This window comes from Pseudoalteromonas sp. TAE56, from assembly GCF_000497955.1.
Classification (GTDB): domain Bacteria; phylum Pseudomonadota; class Gammaproteobacteria; order Enterobacterales; family Alteromonadaceae; genus Pseudoalteromonas.
Genome location: NZ_AUTN01000102.1, coordinates 1 through 21,252 on the forward strand (window position 1 = coordinate 1; position 21,252 = coordinate 21,252).

The 21,252-nt window shown below is 39.9% G+C and carries 22 protein-coding genes and 1 pseudogene; 2 read left to right on the forward strand and 21 right to left on the reverse strand.

Going from position 1 to position 21,252, the window contains the following annotated elements; all coding sequences use genetic code 11:
- The 6 genes and pseudogenes from L656_RS01000000122180 to ccmA form a co-directional block, all read right to left on the reverse strand.
- Window positions 1-300 (reverse strand): annotated as a pseudogene (locus tag L656_RS01000000122180) (heme lyase NrfEFG subunit NrfE); the annotation flags it as partial.
- A gap of 2 nt (window positions 301-302) precedes the next feature.
- Window positions 303-782 (reverse strand): cytochrome c maturation protein CcmE, encoded by a 480-nt coding sequence (gene ccmE / locus L656_RS0110605; protein WP_024599192.1) that lies wholly within the window; start codon window positions 780-782, stop codon window positions 303-305.
- Complete coding sequence (gene ccmD / locus L656_RS0110610) at window positions 779-982, reverse strand: heme exporter protein CcmD (protein WP_024599193.1); 204 nt, start codon at window positions 980-982, stop codon at window positions 779-781. Before ccmD ends, ccmE begins: the two co-directional genes overlap by 4 nt.
- A 2-nt stretch (window positions 983-984) precedes the next feature.
- Complete coding sequence (locus L656_RS0110615; protein WP_024599194.1) at window positions 985-1,722, reverse strand: heme ABC transporter permease; 738 nt, start codon at window positions 1,720-1,722, stop codon at window positions 985-987.
- Window positions 1,722-2,408, reverse strand: coding sequence for a heme exporter protein CcmB (gene ccmB, locus L656_RS0110620; RefSeq protein ID WP_024599195.1), 687 nt, complete (start codon window positions 2,406-2,408; stop codon window positions 1,722-1,724). The genes L656_RS0110615 and ccmB overlap by 1 nt, the downstream gene beginning before the upstream one ends.
- A complete protein-coding gene (gene ccmA, locus L656_RS0110625) occupies window positions 2,408-3,028 on the reverse strand; it encodes a cytochrome c biogenesis heme-transporting ATPase CcmA (RefSeq protein WP_076915766.1) in 621 nt (206 codons plus the stop codon). The genes ccmB and ccmA overlap by 1 nt, the downstream gene beginning before the upstream one ends.
- A 113-nt stretch (window positions 3,029-3,141) precedes the next feature.
- Between ccmA and fliK the strand changes: the two genes are divergently transcribed.
- Both fliK and L656_RS0110635 read left to right on the forward strand, forming a co-directional pair.
- Window positions 3,142-5,595, forward strand: coding sequence for a flagellar hook-length control protein FliK (gene fliK / locus L656_RS0110630; RefSeq protein WP_024599197.1), 2,454 nt, complete (start codon window positions 3,142-3,144; stop codon window positions 5,593-5,595).
- Between the two features lie 2 nt (window positions 5,596-5,597).
- Entirely contained in the window at window positions 5,598-5,906 is a 309-nt protein-coding gene (locus L656_RS0110635; RefSeq protein ID WP_024599198.1) for an EscU/YscU/HrcU family type III secretion system export apparatus switch protein, read from the forward strand.
- A gap of 31 nt (window positions 5,907-5,937) precedes the next feature.
- Here the strand turns inward: L656_RS0110635 and L656_RS0110640 are convergent, their stop codons facing one another.
- From L656_RS0110640 to flhB, 15 genes are all read right to left on the reverse strand, one after another.
- A complete protein-coding gene (locus tag L656_RS0110640; protein ID WP_024599199.1) occupies window positions 5,938-6,339 on the reverse strand; it encodes a DUF2802 domain-containing protein in 402 nt (133 codons plus the stop codon).
- Window positions 6,340-6,356: 17 nt separating this feature from the next.
- A complete protein-coding gene (locus L656_RS0110645) occupies window positions 6,357-6,854 on the reverse strand; it encodes a chemotaxis protein CheW (RefSeq protein WP_002959294.1) in 498 nt (165 codons plus the stop codon).
- A gap of 24 nt (window positions 6,855-6,878) precedes the next feature.
- Window positions 6,879-7,673: a chemotaxis protein CheW gene (locus L656_RS0110650; protein ID WP_024599200.1), complete on the reverse strand. Its 795-nt coding sequence runs from the start codon at window positions 7,671-7,673 to the stop codon at window positions 6,879-6,881.
- 3 nt (window positions 7,674-7,676) lie between these two features.
- Entirely contained in the window at window positions 7,677-8,447 is a 771-nt protein-coding gene (locus L656_RS0110655) for a ParA family protein (RefSeq protein ID WP_024599201.1), read from the reverse strand.
- Window positions 8,448-8,459: 12 nt separating this feature from the next.
- Window positions 8,460-9,419, reverse strand: coding sequence for a flagellar motor protein MotB (locus tag L656_RS0110660; RefSeq protein ID WP_024599202.1), 960 nt, complete (start codon window positions 9,417-9,419; stop codon window positions 8,460-8,462).
- A gap of 1 nt (window position 9,420) precedes the next feature.
- Window positions 9,421-10,185 carry a flagellar motor protein gene (locus L656_RS0110665; RefSeq protein WP_024599203.1) on the reverse strand — a complete coding sequence of 255 codons (765 nt, stop codon included), beginning with the start codon at window positions 10,183-10,185 and terminating at the stop codon, window positions 9,421-9,423.
- On the reverse strand, window positions 10,178-11,344 hold the full coding sequence (locus tag L656_RS0110670; protein ID WP_024599204.1) for a protein-glutamate methylesterase/protein-glutamine glutaminase: 1,167 nt from the start codon (window positions 11,342-11,344) through the stop codon (window positions 10,178-10,180). Before L656_RS0110670 ends, L656_RS0110665 begins: the two co-directional genes overlap by 8 nt.
- A 58-nt stretch (window positions 11,345-11,402) precedes the next feature.
- Window positions 11,403-13,610 (reverse strand): chemotaxis protein CheA, encoded by a 2,208-nt coding sequence (locus L656_RS0110675; RefSeq protein WP_024599205.1) that lies wholly within the window; start codon window positions 13,608-13,610, stop codon window positions 11,403-11,405.
- Window positions 13,611-13,625: 15 nt separating this feature from the next.
- Entirely contained in the window at window positions 13,626-14,399 is a 774-nt protein-coding gene (locus tag L656_RS0110680; protein ID WP_024599206.1) for a protein phosphatase CheZ, read from the reverse strand.
- A gap of 17 nt (window positions 14,400-14,416) precedes the next feature.
- A complete protein-coding gene (gene cheY, locus L656_RS0110685; RefSeq protein WP_008132609.1) occupies window positions 14,417-14,800 on the reverse strand; it encodes a chemotaxis response regulator CheY in 384 nt (127 codons plus the stop codon).
- A gap of 40 nt (window positions 14,801-14,840) precedes the next feature.
- Window positions 14,841-15,551 (reverse strand): RNA polymerase sigma factor FliA, encoded by a 711-nt coding sequence (locus L656_RS0110690; RefSeq protein ID WP_024599207.1) that lies wholly within the window; start codon window positions 15,549-15,551, stop codon window positions 14,841-14,843.
- A gap of 26 nt (window positions 15,552-15,577) precedes the next feature.
- Window positions 15,578-16,438: a MinD/ParA family ATP-binding protein gene (locus L656_RS0110695; RefSeq protein WP_002959312.1), complete on the reverse strand. Its 861-nt coding sequence runs from the start codon at window positions 16,436-16,438 to the stop codon at window positions 15,578-15,580.
- Window positions 16,431-17,915, reverse strand: coding sequence for a flagellar biosynthesis protein FlhF (gene flhF / locus L656_RS0110700; RefSeq protein WP_024599208.1), 1,485 nt, complete (start codon window positions 17,913-17,915; stop codon window positions 16,431-16,433). Before flhF ends, L656_RS0110695 begins: the two co-directional genes overlap by 8 nt.
- A 21-nt stretch (window positions 17,916-17,936) precedes the next feature.
- Complete coding sequence (gene flhA, locus L656_RS0110705) at window positions 17,937-20,048, reverse strand: flagellar biosynthesis protein FlhA (protein WP_024599209.1); 2,112 nt, start codon at window positions 20,046-20,048, stop codon at window positions 17,937-17,939.
- A 72-nt stretch (window positions 20,049-20,120) separates the two neighbouring features.
- The gene (gene flhB, locus L656_RS0110710) at window positions 20,121-21,251 is read right to left on the reverse strand and encodes a flagellar biosynthesis protein FlhB (RefSeq protein ID WP_010553902.1); all 1,131 of its coding nucleotides are present in this window, start codon (window positions 21,249-21,251) and stop codon (window positions 20,121-20,123) included.
- Window position 21,252 lies beyond the last annotated feature (1 nt).

Sequence of the window (21,252 nt, forward strand, 5' to 3'; positions counted from 1 at the left end):
TAGCCATAATAAAATAGCACCTTCATGACCGCCCCACGTAGAGGTGATTTTATAGTACCAAGGCAGCGTACTACTTGAATGATACGCTACGTAAGATACGGTAAAATCGTCAGTTAAACTCGCATAAATAAGTGCAGCAAAAGAGATTAGTACAAAGGCAAACTGTCCTATTGCTAAAGATGGAGCCGCACGCATTAATCGAAGATTACCGGTATGCGCGCCCCAAAGAGGAAAAATACACAGTAAAACGCTTAGCACCATGGCAAGCGTTAAAGAAAAATAACCAATTTCTGGGATCATAGCTAATTACCACTATCTAAGTTGTATTTTGGTTTTTCGTGTTTGATACCTTTAACTGCCTCTGCAACTTCTGCTGGCATGTATTCTTCGTCATGCTTTGCAAGTACTTCAAATGCTTCTATAACATTAGGTTCTATTAACACACCTTGCGCTACAATGCCTTGCCCCTCACGAAACAAGTCTGGCAATATGCCTTGATAACGCACGGTCACTAATGGACCTGTATCAATTAACTTAAAGCTTACTTGCAAGCTTTGTTCATTTCGCTCAACTGTACCAGGTACAACCATACCGCCAATACGTAACTTTTGGCCTATGTGTGGTTTTTCTTTGTTAGGACCTTTACCATCAATAAGCTCGCTTGGCGTATAAAATAAGTTTATATTTTCTTGAAGTGCATAAAGCACTAAACCAATCGATCCACCAATACCAAACAGTACGGCAATAATTACCAATAGGCGCTTTTTACGTCTTGGATTCATGATACTTGTTCCTGTTTAGCTTTTTTAATTCGCGCTTCACGTACTATTTGTTGCTCTACTGAAGCCATAATACGTTTAGTATCTCTCAAAGAGTTCACTAAAATACCAAGTAAAATAAGTGCGCATGTACCAAAAGAAAGCCATACATAAAACCCATAGCCTCCCATTGCAATAAAATCAGAAAAAGAGTCAAACTGCATAATTACCTCTTATTTAACAACGAGCGCACCCACGGTCGGTGCTTTTCGCGTTGCAATATTTCATTTTTAAGACGAATTAAAGTCACTGTGCCTACAAAAGCAGCAAAGGCTAAAATATTAACCATAAGAGGCCAAAACATACTTGGGTCTATTGCTTTGGTGTCTAGTTTTGTAATGCTTGCACCTTGGTGTAACGTATTCCACCACTCAACAGAGTAATGAATAATAGGTAAATTAATTACGCCAACAATCGCTAAAATAGAAGCCGCACGCCCTGCTGACTTTTTATCTTCAAACGCATGGTAAAGCGAAAGCACCCCAAGATATAAAAATAATAAAATAAGTTCAGACGTTAAACGTGCATCCCACACCCACCAAGCACCCCACATAGGTTTACCCCATGCAGCGCCAGTAATAAGAGCAATAGCAGTAATGCATGCACCAACAGGGGCTATAGCAATAACAGCAAGTTCAGCATTTCGTAGTTGCCATACAAGTGCAACAATGGCGGCAATTGCCATTGAGGAGTAAGCGCCCATAGATAAAATGGCAGAAGGAACATGAATAAAAATGATACGGTAGCTGTCTTTTTGTTGGTAATCGGCAGGTGCAAAACCAAGCCCCCATACCCATCCAACAATCATACTAACTACGGTAACTACGGCAAAATAAGGCAGTAACGTATTGCATAACTGATATGCACGCTCTGCTTTAGCATAGGGATGTAACCACTTCCACATTAACTTACACTCACTTTTAAAGCTGACGATATGGCAATTGGTGCACTAATAATAGCAATAAGCAACATTGCACCAAGGATGGCAAGCTGCCCACTATAATCCAGCGACATTGTGCTGGTATCGATAGCTGACGTTGCAAAAATCAAAACAGGAATATACAAAGGCAGTACGAGTAAACTCATCAAAATACCCCCTTTTTGTAGCCCCACAGTAAGCCCAGCGCCAATTGCGCCAATAAAGCTCAATAGTGGTGTGCCTAATAATAATGTTAAAACGGTCGCAGTTAGCGCCGTACTTTCTAGGTTTAATAGCAATGCAAACAGCGGCGTCATTAATACAAGCGGAAGGCCTGTTACTACCCAATGTGCAGTAACCTTTGCGAGTACGGTTAACGATAACGGATAAGACGATGCAATTAACTGCTCCAATGAGCCATCATTAAAATCATCTCTAAACAGCTTATCCAATCCCAACATGGTAGAAAGTAATGCGGCGACCCAAATAATACCTGGCGCCATTCTTGCCAATAGACCGGGCTCAGGCCCTATTGCTAACGGGAATAATGAAATTACAATTAAGAAAAACAAAATAGGATTTACAATTTCGGCGCGCTGGCGAAACGCAAGTTTTACATCTTTGGTAAATACCGCACTAAATAGCAACCAATAAGAATGTTGACGGGTCATTAGTGGCGATACTCCAATGTAACCGTTTGCAAGTTACTAAAATGGGTCGTTAAATCTTGGTGGGTCGTTAATAAAATAGCACCACCGCTTTGTAAGTGTTCAGTAAATCGCTGCTGTAAAAAAGCAACGCCGCTTTTATCAAGCGCGGTAAATGGCTCGTCAAGTACCCATAACTTAGCATCACTTAACCAAAGCCTTACCAAAGCTACACGTCGTTGTTGCCCAGCAGATAGCATCCTAACCGGTACATCTTCAAGCCCAACAAGGCCAAGTTGCGCTAGAATGGCATATAAGTCAGGCTCGTTTATGTAGCCATTAATTTGTAACCAATGGCGAACATTTTCAACTGCACTAAGCTGAGTATTTACACCTGTTTTATGGCCTATAAAGAGTAGTTCTCTGGCATACTCTTCGTAGTACTTAGATATAGGCTGTTCTTGAAATAAAACAGCCCCTTCATCAGGCACAGAGAAGCCTGCGATAATACGCAATAGCGATGTTTTACCAGCCCCATTAGGACCCGCTAATTGCATGATTTGACCGCTATTAAGGCTAAAATTAAGATCCGCAAACAAACAACGATCTTGCTTGATGCAGGTGACGGACTTAATGTGTAACAAGATGACGATTCTCTCTGCCAAAAATTAGGCGTTAGTCTACCATAATGATAGGGTAATACGAATATTGCTTTAAAATCGATTCACTTAAAATAGAGAAAACTTGATTTAAAATAATGAATACGCCAACGCAAATAACATTATCTAATTCATTGGTTATCAATCAGTCAACGACTCCCCAACCCAATGAGTTATCACAATTACCTAATGAGGTACTTGCGGCTAAAAACATTCAATTTTCGAAAGACTCGATTACGCTTGATGTATTGATTGATAAGCATTGGCAAACATTAAGGCTTGGCACTGCAAGCACACCTCAAAATTTACAAAAAATAGCCAGTGCTAACATACAGCTCAACCCCGATGGCAAACAGCTCAACATCACGCCAAACACTACTACCCTGACTTTAAATCAACCAGTACAATTACAGCGTTTATTAAATTATGTAAGCACGGGCACTGAGGTACAAAGCAAACCACTGGATGTACAAGTCGTTGTATCCCCAACTCCCAAATTAGTAATTGATAAACTCAACGCCAGTATTGCCATAAATAAAGACGTAGCGCAGTTACTTATAACCGAACAGCCTTTAAAAGTAGTTGTTAGCACCACCAATAAAGGCACACAGCTTAATGTTATTAATCGCTTTGCAGATACAGTTCATACGCAACCACTTAGCCAAACTAAACTTACTAAATTACTCGTGGCTTTATTACCTAGTGCGCAACTGCAAGCAACACCTAAGCTCGCTATTTTAACTCATCCTCAAAAGCCAGGTTCGTTTACAACGCCTATTACTAATCAACAAGTTAGTGAACTACCCAACACGCCTATTAAAGTAAATTTAATAAATCAGGCAGATAAATTACTTATTCAAACCGATGCTAACAATATAAAAGTGACGCTTAATAACTCATTTTCTAAACCATTTAACGAGTTACTTTTAGCGCAAAAAAGCAACGCACCGGCAGTGCCATCGTCTGTTTCTAATGTAAAAGTAAACCCATTATTGACCCCAGATAGTCCAATAAAATCGTGGCTACAAAATAGCTTTAGTGATTTAAAAACGCGAATTAATGATGCGGTTAAATACTTTGAAAATAAGCCCTTTGCAGCAGCAAATAAACCTGAGCTAACACCACCATTTGTATTGTCTGCAATACAAAGGCCAGGCTTAATTGTACAAGTAACAGAATCACCGCTAACTAGAGTTAACATTACCCAACATGTAAGTACTGCGTTGAATAGCAATACGAGTAATATTTTACCAGAGCACTTTTCAAGACTCCCACCACTTGTACAATTAACTCAGCAAATAAAAGGAAGTGTTAGTGTTTGGCAATCACCTTCAAACACAGCAACAACCAACACGCCAAAAACAAATAATATTACGCAAAGTGAAGTGGCGAGCGCTAAGCCAAGTAATCCAAACGCGAGTCAATTGAGTACTCTGAGTATTAGTACCAACAGTAAAGTTGATACGTTAATTAAGCCTACAAGTGAAATTGTTACTAAAGGGCAAACAACTTCTTCAGTGCAACAAGTAATAAATGGCAACAATCAAAACAGTGTAAACTCTGCCGCTATTAAAAACACGATCCCATTAGCAGAGCCGTTATCTAATATTGCCTCTCGTAGTCAAATGCTACAACCAATAGAAGCAAAGCTATTAAGCACATTATTAAAGCTTCCTGATACCACAATCCCTACGGATAGAGTGGCTGGTAACAAACAGCTTTTAAGTAGTCAAATTACTGACATTACAAATAGAACAACAAAAGATACGCCCGATTTAACTCGCTTAATTAACCAAGCATTTAATCGCATGGTCTCAAGTAATAATATTAACCCTGCGACCATACAGCGTGAAGTATTAGCCACCTTACAACCATCTCAATTAACGGGGGACATACTACAAAGTAGCTTCACTAAAGGACTTGAACAAGTTGCAGTGAGTATTTTAGCAGCCCCTATAATTAGCCAATCAGTAACACCAATAAGCTTTAATAACCAAACTGGCTTAGATGCACTTTTACAAGTTCTCATACCTACTTTTAAGACCGGTAACGCGGGAGCAAAAATACTTGAGCAACTGCAGCAAGCTCAAGTTCAAGCATTAGCTAGCGAAATCGTACACGTTAAAAACACACTTACCCAAGTAAGTGTTTCAACACCAAATCAGCAACCTGACACAAACCCGCTTGCACAATTTTTATTACCAATGAAATTGCCGCCGGAGACCGCCCAAACAGAAATAACACTGGGGCAATATAAAAAGCCAAGCACAGATAAATTAGAAGATAAAAATGTATGGTTTGTCAGGTTAAACTTTGATTATGCACAGATTGGGCAGTTACAAATTACCGCTGAGTTAATGGATAAAGCACTTGATTGCCAGCTATTAGCCTCGAGCCAAGAAATAAGCGCAATTGCTCACCCTCACTTAGATAATTTAAGATCCAAACTAGCTAAACATGGTTTACAAGTTGGAGAGCTCAACTTAAAGCGAGGCGATGCAAATAATCAGGCATTTTATAAATCTCATGCAATTATTAATATTAAGGTTTAGCTATGAGTGATACACCAATTAATAAGTCAGCCATTGGGCTTTTATATGAAGCTGGCAATACACCCACTGTAAGTGTAAAAGGGTTTGGTGATTTAGCTGACGAAATAATTGCGGCGGCAAAACTCAAAGGAATTATGATTCACGAAGATGCTGAGCTTGCTAAAACGTTGTCTCATTTGAGCTTAGGGGAGGAAATTCCTAAAGAACTTTATTATGTAATTGCAGAACTCATTGCGTTTTCATATGTATTAAGAGGTCAGTTTCCGCCAGGCTGGCAAGACTTTCAAGGTAAGTTAAATATTAAAGCATGAGCTTATTTATGCACTTGTAAACACAAAGGCGCTAAGCGCCTTTTTGCTTATGTAATGAAAATAGTAATTCAGCTTCTGCTCGCGGTAATTCGCATTCGCGTATCACCTCATTAAGATCGGCACCTAATTCAACCATTTTTACTGCACGAGAGTAAATTTTAGCATCAGGGTCATCGTATTTTTGCGCAGCTTGTTGTTGAACCAAATCTTGATTTTGTTGTTCAACCTCAAGCACTCGCTTACCAATACTTAAGAGCCCTGTTCTAAGCTCTGAAATCTCACTTCGCAAAATATGAGTTTGCTCTGAGCTATCTTTGAGCTGTTGCGACACTGCATTAACTTCATTCGCTTGTTTATTTTTTAATGCAATAACTAACGCCAGCGATATAAGTCCTATCGCTAACGCTGATATAGCTATACTAAGTAACAGCATAATTTATTTGGTAAAGCTTATATATCGCTTAACTCATCCCATTCGTCATCACTGAGTAACTTATTTAAATCAACCAAAATCAGTAATTCATTATCACGATTACAAACGCCTTGAATAAACTTAGCACTTTCTTCAGTACCAACATTTGGTGCACTATCGATTTCAGAGCTGCGTAAATAAACCACTTCAGATACGCTGTCAGCTAAGATGCCGATAACTTGCTCTTCAGCTTCAATAATTAAGATACGAGAATTATCGGTTGCATCAGCAGCTAACAAACCAAAACGTGCACGAGTATCTATAACCGTTACAACGTTACCGCGTAAGTTAATAATACCAATAACGTAAGAAGGTGCACCTGGTACAGGGGCTATCTCAGTGTAACGAAGTATTTCTTGTACTTGCATTACATTTACGCCGTAGGTTTCTTCTTCTAGCTTAAACGTAACCCACTGTAAAATTTCATCATTATTATCTGCGTTTTTATTTGCTGACAGTAATTTATCTTGATTCATGCTATTACCCCGTAATGGTCATTACTACTGACGGCTATCTAAGCCTTTCTCTAATAATATATTTAAATTATCTACGTCTATTAAAGCACACATTTTTTCTTTTATAACACCAGCAAGCCATGGGCGCTTACTTTTATTTGTACGCCATTTTACATCTTCTTTACTCAATGTAATGTTATTTATCAACTTTTCAGCTAATAAGCCCCACTGGCTATCACCTAAGGTAATTAAATACTGATAATCTAAAGACGCTTCTAATTTATCATCATACTTTTCTGGCATTACCCACCGAGCAGTATCAACAACATTAAGCTTTTCTTCTCTATTGAGCATAACGCCTTTAAACCACTTTGGCTTACCAAACAAATGATTAACTTCACCTAATTGATGTATACCGCCTAATGCTTTTAAGGGTACAGCCAATGTTAAACCAGCAACTTCAAAAAATAATGCCTGAAATTCACCATCAAAATAGTCAGATTGGCTAGTGGTTACAATCTGTGGCTCTGGTTCTTCAATAGTCGTACTTATTGGCTCTATTACTTCATCGTCAATGGCTTTATTAACTTTTTCGGCTTCAATAATCGGTTCAACTATTGGCTTAATTTCGGCATTAAGTAAATCTTGATCAAATATTTTTTCTGCCGCTTTTATCTGTTCTTTAGGTTTTAAATGAATATGTTCTTGCTGCGAGTCGTGCGGCATTTGCTCGAGTAATTTTGCAACTGGCTCAAGGTTATCTACAGGCTCGTCTTCACATAACAAAGCCCCTAGGTATTGTTTCATTACTTTTTCATTAGCAAATAATTGCTTACTCATTCATTAACCTTGTTCAATTAAATATTCTAGCAGTGCTTTATATGCGTATACACCACGCGAACGAGGGCAATACTCTACAGGCACTTTTTGCGCAAAGCTTGCATCTCTAAATTTAGTATCCACCGGTATTACACCTGGCCAGACTTTATCACCATACGTACTTTGTAATGCTTTATATGCTTCTAACGATGCTTTAGTACGTTTATCATACATAGTAGGGATTATAGTATATTGATAATCTTTCGCTTGAGAGGTTTGCATTAATTCCATAGTGCGCATCATTCTATCAAGCCCTTTAAGTGCTAAAAACTCCGTTTGCACTGGCACTAAAATTCGCTCACTTGCTGCAAGCGCATTAACCATTAACACCCCTAAAACGGGAGGGCAATCTAAAATTGCATAATCGTAATGTTCACTGATTTTTGCAAGTGCTTTTTTTAGTATTAATCCCATTCCTGTTTTATTACCCATACTTCTATCAAGCGTGGCTATTGCCATTGTTGCGGGTAAAATATCCAGGTTTTCAAGCGTTGATGGACATAGAGCTTGAAGTATCTCTTCACTTTGCATGCTTGTGCCACGAGCAAAAATATCGTACACACTCACTTCTAAATCTTCTGAGTCAATGCCAAAGTAATAAGTGAGTGATGCATGAGGGTCTGTATCTATAAGCAACACACGCTTACCCTGCAAAGCTAAAATACCGGCAAGGCTCACTGCAGTTGTTGTTTTCCCAACACCACCTTTTTGATTTGCGACAGTCCAAATCTTCACATTACATCCTAATTACTGTTCATTGCGCGTTGTTATGCGAATACCACCATGAGGCAAACGAATTATTTTTATTGTATCGTCATCTGAAGGGAGCTCAATTTCAGGCTTTGCCACTACTGGTTTATTAACTTGTTCATCACCTTTACTGTATTGTATTGGTGGTAAACCATACTTAGAAAGTGCAATAACAACTTTACGATTTTCTGCTCGCCCTTGTTCTGTATCGTTACTTACAAAAGGTGAATATTGACCATAACCTTCTATCGCCATTCTGGCAGAATTAATACCTAATGCTTCTAGTTCTACTAGGATAGACGTTGCTCTAGCAACCGAGAGTTCCCAATTTGAGCGAAATATCTCGTTGCGAATACTTTCATCATCAGTATAGCCACGCACCCTAATATAGTTATCTACTGGAGCAATAATATCTTTAACAATTTTGACGACTTGCTTTGCTCTCGAGTGTGCAACTGAGCTACCACTTGAAAATAACATACCTGAGCTGAGCTCTATAATCAGCCAATCTTGATTCAGCTCTAAGCTGGCTTCTCCGTCACGAATTTCATCAATAAGCGCTGACTGCAGCTTAGCAAGTAAGCTATCGAGTGGTTTTCCTAAATATTTCTGTTGTATGTTACTTGTATCACTTTGACCGTCGAGTAACTCTGGACCTTGTTCTTCTTTTAAAATACTTTCACCATAAAGAACTTCTTGTTCTGGGCTAACTCTATCAGTCAATATTCCATTACCATTGACGCCCTCACCTTGCTCGGAGTGCTGGCGGGCAGATTTATCAAAAACGTGTTCAAGGGAGTCTGACAATATTTGAAATTGTTCTTCTTTGTTAATCGCTATTGCATACAGCACCACAAAAAAAGCAAACATAATCGTCATGTAGTCGGCATACGATACAAGCCAACGTTCTGTATGCTGACTTTTAGGATCAGAGTGACGAAGTCGTCGGCGTAACATGTTATTCGTCCACTAAATTAGGACGCTCTACACGGTAGGCTTCAAGCTTTAATTCAATATTTACTGGGCTTTCGCCAACACTTATTGCAATCACGCCTTCGGCAAGCATTTCATGATAAAGCATTTTTTGCTCTACACGCTGTTTTAACTTATTTGCCATAGGTAAAAACAATAAATTAGCTAAACCAACACCATAAATTGTCGCAATAAATGCAGTAGCAACACCCGCACCAAGCATTTGCGGGTCGGTAATAAACGACATAGCCTGTATTAAACCAAGTACCGCACCTAAAATACCAATGGTAGGGCTGTAGCCTCCCATTGCTTCATAAACACGTGCGGCTTCAAGTAAACGATCACGCTCTAACAGTAAGTCAATTTCAAGAGTGTCACGTAGCTTTTGCTCTGAGCAACCATCTACAAGTAGACTTAAACCTTTTGCAGCATACGCATCTGGATGAGCTAGCGCCTCATTTTCAAGCGCTAAGTAACCTTCTTGACGCGCCTTATAAGACCATCGTTTAACTTGCTCTATTGCGTCTTCAATATCGTATTGTGGCGCAACAAAAACCCAAGAGCTCATATTTAGCATTTTTTTGAATGTGCTGGCCGATGTTTGTAACATAACAGCGCCAAGCGTGCCGCCTAATACAATAATAAGCGCAGGGCCATTAAATAGTGCAGAAACAACGCCGCCTTCTAAAGAGTAACCTAGACCTATTGCACCTAGTGCTACAAATAGTCCAAATATTGAGAGCTTATCCACAACCCACCTCTCTCTTTATGCGCGCTGCAACATCATTCAGTGCTAAGCTTTCACTCGAAAGTCCCGCATTAGCGATAGCTTGAGGCATTCCATAAACAACACAGCTTTTCTCATCTTGCGCCCAAATAGTTGCACCTGTTTGTTTTAACATTCTTGCACCGTCACGTCCATCAGCGCCCATACCTGTTAAAACAATAGCAAGCACATCGCCTTGATACGTTTTTGCTGCACTGGCAAAAGTTACATCCACACTCGGTTTATAGCTTATTCTCTCACTATGATCTTCAAATACCCGCAGTGTTCTATTTGCGCCACGCCCTTCTACCATCATCTGCTGTCCGCCGGGTGCTAAATAAGCTGTCCCAGGCTGTAAACGATCACCTTGTTGCGCTTCTTTCACTTTTATTTGGCACAGGCCATTTAAGCGTGCCGCAAATGCGGGTGTAAAAGCCGCAGGCATATGCTGAATAAGCAAAATAGGATGAGGAAAATTAGCTGGTAATTGAGTTAATATAGTTTGTAGTGCAACAGGACCACCTGTAGAAGTACCTATAGCCACAAGCTGGTATTGCTTTCCACTTGCTCGCATTGAGGCAATACTTGTACCTGACGGTGCTTTAGGTGCTGCTCTTTGAAAGCTTCTATCGGGTTGTTTTATCGAAGGAGTTAGTGTGCTTGTTCTTTGAGAAAGTGTACTTGTTGTTGGTTTGGCTGGAATTACTGACTTAGGTGGCGTTGCAGCTTTAAACGTTCGCGGTAAGCGTCTTCGCCCTATATCTTTCACTTTATTTTGCAAAAGCTTTATAGCGTCTTCATTATTGCGAGCGATGTCTTCAAATTTTTTCGGTAAGAAATCCATTGCTCCCGCATCTAGCGCATCAAACGTTGCTGTCGCGCCATCACGTGTTAAAGATGAAAACATTAAGATCGGCGTTGGATTACTCGCCATTATCTCTTTAACTGCGCTAATACCATCAAGCACAGGCATTTCTACATCCATAGTGATCATATCTGGACGTAGCTGAGCTGCCTTTTCAACAGCCTCTCTGCCATTAACAGCAAAGCCTATAACTTGTATGTCGCTGTCTTGCTCAAGAATTTCGCTTACTCTACGGCGAAAAAAGCTTGAATCATCAACAACTAAAACTTTAACGGCCATTTAGCTCTCTTATTAAATTTATGCGTAGGTATATATTAAATATATACCTACTTTATTATTAGCCTGCGTAATGTTTTAACATGTTTGGAACGTCTAAAATTAGTGCAATGCCACCATCTGAAGTAATTGTAGCACCTGCCATGCCTGGGGTACCTTGTAGTAACGCATCAAGTGGTTTAATGACAACTTCTTCTTGACCTATTAATGAGTCAACAACAAAACCAATTTGCTGAGTACCAATTTGCACGATAACGACGTGACCTTGTGATTTTCGCTTCGAACGATCTGACCCTTTAACTAACCAATGCTCGAGGTAAAATAACGGTATTGCCTTTTTACGCACAATAATTGTTAATTGCCCATCTACCACATTTGTTTTCGTTAAATCTAAGTTGAATATCTCACTAACACCAGCAAGTGGTAACGCAAATGTTTGTGCGCCAACAATGACCATTAAGGTTGGTAATATAGCTAAGGTAAGTGGTACTTTAATCTCTAAAATAGTACCGACGCCTAACTCAGATTGAATACTTACAGAACCGTTTAATTGGGTGATTTTAGTTTTCACCACATCCATTCCAACACCACGGCCTGAAATATCAGATATTTCTTCTTTTGTAGAAAAGCCGGGTGCAAAAATCAAGTTATATGCTTCAGTGTCAGAAAGTCGACTTGCTTGGTCGTGATCAAGCACACCTTTACTAATTGCTATTTTTTTCAGTTTTTCAGCATCCATACCTGCGCCATCATCTTTAATGGTAAGCAAGATATGGTCACCTTCTTGAGACGCTGATAAAGTAACATTACCTGTTCTCGGCTTTCCTGCAGCCTCACGAACAGCTGGCATTTCGATGCCATGGTCAACTGAGTTTCGAACTAAATGCACAAGAGGATCGGCAAGGGCTTCAACCAAATTTTTATCTAAATCAGTTTCTTCACCTACAAGTTTTAGGTCAATATCTTTGTTTAAGCTGCGAGCTAAATCGCGAACCACGCGAGGGAAACGACCAAATACCTTTTTAATTGGTTGCATTCGCGTTTGCATAACCGCACCTTGAATATCAGCAGTCACCACATCTAAGTTAGAGATTGCTTTACCCATGGCTTCACTGTCTGAGTTAGTAGCTAAACTAACCAAACGGTTTCGTACCAGTACTAACTCACCAACCATATTCATAATTTGGTCAAGTCGTTTTGTGTCTACACGAACTGTCGTCTCTGCTGCTGGCGGTGCTGATTTTTTAGGCGTTACTGGCGCTGCTTTAGCTACCGGTTTTTCTGCCGGTTTAGAAACGGGTACTTTTGCAGGTTCAGGTTTGCTTGCAGGCACACTCGCTTTTTCAGCTGGTTTAGCAGGAATATTTGGCTGTTTTACCGCAGGAACGCTTTCTGTTGATTTAGGTGCAGTACCTTTGCCATGAAGTTCATCAAGGAGTGCTTCAAACTCATCATCACTAATTTCATCACCTGATGAATTAGAAGTGTTTGAGGCTGGTTTAGCTGCATCTACAGGCGCTTTAACTGCGTTATCTTGTTCAGGTGCTTCACTCGCAACCTCACCAAAACTGCCAACACCGTGTAACTCGTCTAATAAGCTGTCAAATTCATCATCAGTAATATCACCATTAAAATCACTACTACTTACTGCTGGCTTTTCAACTACAGGACTTTGACCTTTACCATGTAGTTCATCAAGCAAGTTTTCAAATTCGTCCTCAGTGATTTCATCTATCTCAGCGTCACTAACCGAAGGAGTTCCACTAAATAGTTCATCAAATGCAAAAGGATCTTCATCATCAGCTATTGGCGTATCAGCTACTTCATTATGAGGCTGTTCAACTTCAGTTTGTGAAGAGACTCCATTAAGCTCATCTTCTGTTGGGGGTAAGCCCAAAATATGGAGGGTGTGAAGTAATTCAGGATCTGCAGGTTCTGGCTTATCCCTATTTTGAATAGTCGCGAACATTTCATTAATGGTGTCGAGCGCTTGTAAAATAACATCCATTAACTCTGAATTGACAGTTCGCACGCCTTGACGTAATAAATCAAATACGTTTTCAGCACCATGGCAAGCATCAACAAGTTCTGTCATCGCTAAAAAGCCTGCTCCACCTTTTACAGTGTGAAAGCCTCTAAATATAGCGTTTAGTAACTCTGTATCTTCTGGATTATTTTCCAGTTCAACTAACTGTTCAGATAAAAGCTCTAGGATTTCTCCTGCCTCTACAAGAAAGTCTTGTAAAATATCTTCATCGACTTCAAACATGCAGTTACTCTCCTCTTAGAAGCCCAAACTTGATAAAAGATCATCGACTTCATCTTGATCAGATACAACATCATTACGCGATTCTTTATCAATAATAGGGCCTTCAGGACCTGCTAAAGTTTGTGTGGCAACTGGTTCTTTTATTTTTTGTTGTTCTACTTTATTCGCTGTGTTGTCACTATCATCTTGTTCAGCAAACGCTGTTAAAAGATGAAGTAAGCTTTCTTCTACTTCTCTAACAAGTTCTATAACACGACGAATAACTTGACCCGTTAAGTCTTGATAATCTTGAGCCATTAGTACATTTGTCATTAAGCTTTGAAGCTCATCAGTTTTGTGATGAGAATTATTCATAAACTTATCGATACTATGGCAAAGTTGTTTAAACTCACCAAGCTCAATCTCGCGACTCATTAAACGATCCCATGTCGGTTTGATATGAGATATTTCATCTGCCAGTTGTTGAGCTATAGGTAAACTAGCCTCAACAGCATCCATTGTTTTATTAGCCGCATTCTCTGTCATTTCTATGACATAATTAAGCCGCTTTTTAGCATCTGGAATAGCATCAGTCGTTATATTAGTTAAGCGAGTATCAAGCTCAAAGCTTTTAAGTGCTTCGTGCAGTTGACGAGTCAACTTTCCAACTTCAGCAAATAATTTAGACTGCTCTTGTGAAGCGGTCTCTAAAATCAACTCATTTGCTTTATCTTGCTCATCGTTTTCTAAAAAAATGACGAGTTGACGAGCTTGTTCTAACGTTATTTGAGGCGCAGCTGGTGCTGACATAAGCCTCTCCCCCATCATTAGCCTAAGCGTTCAAATACTTTTTCTAATTTAGTTTTTAATGTTCCAGCCGTAAACGGCTTAACAATATAACCATTAACGCCAGCTTGCGCTGCAGCTATTATTTGTTCTTTTTTAGCTTCTGCCGTTACCATCAATACAGGGATATGTTTTAACTTATCATCTGCACGAATTGCTCTTAAAAGGTCAATGCCTTGCATTCCAGGCATATTCCAATCTGTAACCACAAAATCAAATACTTGATTTTGTAACATAGGCAAAGCTGTAGACCCGTCATCAGCTTCTTGAACGTTAGTGAAACCTAAGTCACGTAATAGGTTTTTTATAATTCGTCTCATCGTTGAAAAATCATCAACTACAAGAATTTTCATGTTTTTATCCAAAACATCCCCCAGTGAGGTATTAACCTTAGTTTACTTACTACTAGTTTATCCAGTCATTGATTTTAGCTTTAAGCTTAATCATCGCCTGACCATGTATCTGACTTACACGCGATTCGCTTACATCGAGTATATGTCCTATTTCTTTTAAATTCATTTCATCGTTATAGTACAAAGAAAGCACCATCGCATCACGCTCTGGTAATGACTTTATCGCGCTTAGTAAAGACTCATTAAACCGGTCATTTTTAACATTATTAAAAGGTTTGTCTAGCGCTAAATCTTGGCCTACGGGAGTAATAACATCCTCATCGACACCAAGGTCTTCTATGCCTAATACTTTACTGGTATTAACATCATTTAAAATATGATGGTACTCATTGAGCGAAATTTCAAGTTTTTCAGCAACTTCTGTATCTGTTGGTTCGCGGTTCAGACTGCTTTCGAGCCCAGTAATTGCTTCTGCAACTTGTCGGCTTTTGCGGTGTACTGAACGAGGAGCCCAATCACCACGGCGCATTTCATCAAGCATAGCACCGCGAATACGAATACCAGCAAAGGTCTCAAAGCTTGCACCTTTTGTCGCATCAAAGTTTTTTGAAGCTTCTATTAAACCTATCATTCCTGATTGAATTAAATCATCAAGCTGAACGCTAGGTGGTAATCGAGCAATTAGATGACATGCCACTTTTTTTACAAGTGATGCATGTTTCTCAACAATCACATTTAAGTTTTGTGTTGATTGATATCCCATAGCTCTATTCACCAGTGTTGTCATAATTAGCCGTTTACTAGTTTCTCAATGAAAAACTCTAAATGCCCAGATGGTTGATTTGGTATTGGCCATTTAACTGCTTTTGTTGCCAGTGTTTTAAACGCAAGAGCGGCTGGCGAATTTGGAAAGAGTTCTACGATTACTTTTTGACGACGTGTTGCTTTGCGCATATTTTCGTCATAAGGAACCGTTGCGACTAGCTCCATTGATACATCTAAAAAGCGATCTGTTACTTTAGAAAGCTTTGCAAATAATTCGGTGCCTTCACGCATACTGCGGACCATATTGGCGACAATTTTAAACTTATAAACACCGTGCTCACGGCTTAATACTTTAATAAGTGCGTAAGCATCCGTTATTGATGTTGGTTCATCGCACACGACAACCATTACATCTTGTGCCGCGCGAGAAAAGCTCAGTACCATGTCTGAAATACCAGCGGCGGTATCTACAATTAAAATATCAAATTCGGTATTTAATTCGCTAAACGCACGAATTAGTCCAGCATGCTCAGATGGCGATAGCTCCACCATACTTTGCGAACCAGACGTAGCCGGTACAATTTTAATACCGGCAGGGCCTTCAACTAAAATTTCGTCAAGCTCACATTCACCAGACAAAACGTGTGATAAATTACGCTCTACACGTAAACCAAGCATTACATCACAGTTTGCTAAACCTAAGTCAGCATCCAGCACTAATACTCTGTTACCTTGTTGCCCTAGTGCAATAGCTGTATTTAGAGAAACATTTGTTTTCCCTACTCCACCCTTACCACCGGTTACAGCGATAACTTTTACGCCGTTGTTATTGTTTTGACTCATCTTGCGCAGGCCGCTTGCTTGATCTAATACTGTGTTAATCATACATCCCTACTGTACTTGGCGCCACTGCTTGGTGCCTTGAATGTTGTGCTTTTATTCTTTTTAAATATAATTGCTCAGCCTTTTTCACTAGTTTTTCAGCATTTGCAACACGAATATCTTCTGGTACTCGTTGACCGTTAGTAAGATACCCTATTGGAAGACGATTTTGAATCGCAATACTAATAATCTCACCCAAACTCAAAGATTCATCTAACTTAGTGAAAATACAACCACTTAACTGTACTTTTTTAAAGTGACGTACTGTTTCTTGTAATACATTAATTTGTGCTGTCGCGCTTAGTACTAGGTAGCTGCGAATATCCACACGTTGGTTGCGCATTAACGTGTTTAACTGCTCAGTTAAACGTAAATCTCGTTGGCTCATACCTGCTGTATCAATTAATACTAGACGTTTATTTCGTAAATGATATAAAACTTCAGCTAATTCATTAGCATCTTTAACTTGTTTTACACCACAACCAATAATACGGCCATATGTTGCAAGTTGCTCATAGGCTCCAATTCTGTACGTATCAGTGGTTATTAACGCCACTTTATCAGCGCCATATTTTTGTGCGCCTAACGCTGCAAGCTTAGCCACAGTTGTTGTTTTACCTACGCCTGTAGGGCCAACTAATGCATATACACCACCTTGGCGAAGTATTTCATTATTGGTTGTTTGCATTTGATCTTCGACCATCGTTAACAATGCTTTCCAGCCTTGTTGACGAGACACATCATCAGGTACAAAACATGCCATTTGTTGTGCTACTTCTTTATCAATGCCCATACCGACTAAACGATCAACCATGCAAGCACGTGTTGGATCGCGACGCGCCATATCTTGCTGCATTAAACCCGATACTTGATGCTCTAATAACTGACGAATTGCGTTCATTTCTTCACGCATTGTTGTCATTTCTTCGCTTTCATTATTAGGTTTTTGCTGGCGAGCAGTTACTGGGCTGTCTAAATCATCAAAGTCGCTGTCTAAATCGTCAAAACCTAAGCTATCGGCTTGCGTATGAGGACGTGCAGGGGCTACATCATCACGTGCAAACATATTATTAGTAGGGCGCGCTTTAGCTACAGGTTCCTGGTAGTTATCTGTAGTATCAATACCTGATTGAGAAAACATTGACGCAAGCTCTGGGGAGCGAGGACGCGGTGATTGACGCTCTAATAAGGCTTGTAAGCTATCTGCTACTTTTGCTTGAGGTTCAGGTTTGGCACGCTGAGGTTCTGATTTTACAAAGTTATGCATACTTTGCTGCGGCGCTTGAGCACGCAGCTCTGCATTGCCTTGTGGTTGCGCTGTTGCTTTAGGGGCTGCTTTGTCATAATCAACTGCCGCTACAATTTCTACACCGTTAGCCAGCTTTTTATTTGACATAATAACCGCATCAACACCTAACTCATCTTTAACTTCTTTAAGTGCTGTGCGCATATCTTTAGCAAAAAAACGTTTAATTTTCATGATTCAACCCCTTTTAAAATCTTATTGTTGGCCTACTGAGCTAACAATCTTGATCTGTCTTTCGTCTGGTACCTCTTGATAAGACATCACTCTCAATCCTGGAATGGTGTACTTAACAAAACGAGATAACACAGTGCGTAACATTCCTGACGTTAGCAATATAGAAGGTTCACCGGCCATTTCTTGATTTTGATGAGCTTGTGTCAATGACACTTGAAGTCGCTCTGCAAGTCCTGGCTCAATACCGGCACCTTCATCGCCTGCATTTTGTAATGACTGATGCAACATCTGTTCCAACTCAGGTGCCAAGGTTATGACAGGGATTTCTGATGACATACCAACCGCATCTTGAACAATTAATCTACGCAGAGAAATACGCACTGCAGCCGTTAATACATCAGGGTCTTGGCTACGCGGGCCATACTCAACTAGGGTTTGAACAATTGAGCGCATATCGCGAATAGCAACGCCTTCATTCAATAAATTTTGCAGTACTTTTACAATTGCAGTTAATGGCAACACATCTGGTACTAGGCCTTCAACTAAGCGAGGGTGGCTTTTAGCAAGCATATCAAGCAGGTTCTGAACTTCTTCGTGCCCTAGTAGTAACGCCGCACTGTTAGTTAATAACTGGCTGATATGAGTGGCAACTACCGTGGCTGAATCTACAACGGTGTAACCTAGTGATTGAGCTTCATCTTTTTGATCTGGTTTGATCCATACTGCATCAAGGCCAAATGCAGGGTCTTTAGTTTCAACACCTTTAATTGGACCAAATACTTGCCCTGGATTAATCGCCAGCTCGTCGCCATGTTTAAGTTCGCTTTCACCTGTTGAAACACCCATTAGCGTTATTCTGTAAGCATTAGGGTCAAGCTCTAAATTGTCGCGAATGTGCACAGGTGGTACTAAAAAGCCAAGCTCTTGAGAAAGCTTTTTACGTACACCTTTAATACGATTAAGTAGCTCACCACCTTGAGATTGATCTACCAACGGAATTAATCTGTAACCTACTTCTAGGCCAATTACATCAACTTGTTGAACGTCATCCCAGCCAAGTTCTTTTTGCTCTTGTTTATTAGCAATACCCGTTGCAGCGCTTCCACCACTGGCGGCTTCTTCAGCTTCTGCTGCAGCGGCTTTTAATTTACTTTGCTGCGTGTAGTAAGCTAAATAACCAAGTAACGCACCTAAACTTAAAAAAGCAAAATGTGGCATACCAGGCACTAAGCCCATGATGATCAAAATACCTGAAGCAATGAAGAGAGATTTTTCGTTACCAAGTTGCTTCTTAAATTGGTCACCCATATTGAGCGACTCATTTTGGCGTGTTACAACAATCGCAGTACCAATTGAAAGTAGTAAAGAAGGGAGCTGAGCAACTAAGCCATCACCAATGGTAAGTAATGTATATACTTCCATTGCATCGCCAAAACTCAAATTGTGCTGAATCATACCGACAAATAAACCACCAACAATGTTGATGATTAATATAACAATACCTGCAATAGCATCGCCTTTTACAAATTTACTCGCACCATCCATTGAACCGTAAAAATCGGCTTCTCGGGTTACTTCCTCTCGGCGGTCACGCGCTTGTTCAGCACTGATAAAACCAGCGTTTAAATCAGCGTCAATTGCCATTTGTTTACCCGGCATTGCATCAAGGGTAAAACGTGCAGATACCTCAGATATACGCCCTGCACCTTTAGTAATTACCACAAAGTTAATAATGATCAGGATTAAAAACACGACCAAACCAACAGCGTAGTTACCACCAATAACAACTGAGCCAAACGCTTCAATCACTTTACCTGCAGAATCTCCTCCGTTATGACCTTCAAGTAGTACAACTCGAGTACTGGCAACGTTAAGCGCTAAGCGCATAATCGTAGCGATTAATAATACAGAGGGGAATATACCAAACTCAACCGGCTTCATCGTGTAAACGGTCACGAGTAAAACCACTAATGCGAGAGCAATATTAAACGAAAAAAGGATATCGAGTAAAAATGGCGGTAACGGTAGAATCACCATTCCCAAGGCAGCAAGCACAAGCAAAGGAGTACCTACCCCTTTGGCATAGTCTTTTTTATCTCTGTTAAGTTGTTGTAATACCGCTTTAAAACTCATAATTCTACAATTTCAAAAAATTGACACTACATAGAATTTGCAATAACTATTCCAAGTTATTAAGTTAGCGATTTAATACTTATAGGCATCGGGGATTGGGAGCTTATTATTAAGCTTAGTTGGGCGTTTACCGCGCCCTTTATTAAAGCGCTTAAGCTGAAATACATACGCTAAAACTTGCGCAACAGCAGTAAATAGCTGATCGGGTATTTGCTCTCCTACTTCAGCCGTATGGTAAAGCGCTCGGGTCAACATAGGGGATTCTAAAATAGGTACTTCATTCCCTATTGCTACTTTTCGAATTTGCATCGCCATTTCATCAATACCTTTAGCAAGCACAATAGGCGCTCCTGCACGCTCTGTATCGTATTTTAATGCTACTGAGTAGTGAGTTGGGTTGGTAACAATAACGTCAGCGTCAGGGACATCTTGCATCATGCGGTTTTGCGACATTTGCCTTTGTGTTTGCCTAATACGCGCTTTTATTTGTGGGTCACCTTCAGAGTTTTTATACTCATCTTTAATTTCTTGCATGGTCATTTTAAGTTGTTTGTTATGGTTATAACTTTGAAATGGCGCATCGATGGCGGCAATAATAATTAAAGTGCATGAAAGGCCTAAAAACATCCACCCTAAAATCTCTAAGGCATGAATAATATTACCTGGTGCACTTTCTAAACTTAAATGCAGTATTTCATCGAAATAAGTATTAATTAAAAACACAGCAAAACTTGCAACCAAACCAAATTTTAAAAGTGACTTTACAAGCTCAATAGCCGCTTGCGGGCCAAACATACGTTTAAAGCCTTTCATTGGCGACATTTTACTTGCTTTAGGTGCAGCGGCTTCCCAGCTAAAATTAAAACCACCTAGTAACGTATTCCCAATAAATGCAGCCAAAACTATAATTAATACAAACATAGCCATAGGAAACATTAAAGCGTCTGCAACCTCTCCCCATACAGCAAACATTTTAGTGGTATCAAAGGCTTCGTTACGGTTTAAGCTAAGGGTTCGGCCCATTACATTGTATAAACCTTTGCCAATTTCAGGACCATACATCAAAAGCGATATAGCCGAAAAAATAAGTACAAACATGGTACCTAGCTCTTTTGAGCGTGCTATTTGGCCTTTCTTTTTAGATTCTTCAAGCTTTTTGGATGTGGGTTCTTCTGTTTTTTCTTGCCCTGAGTCTTCAGACATG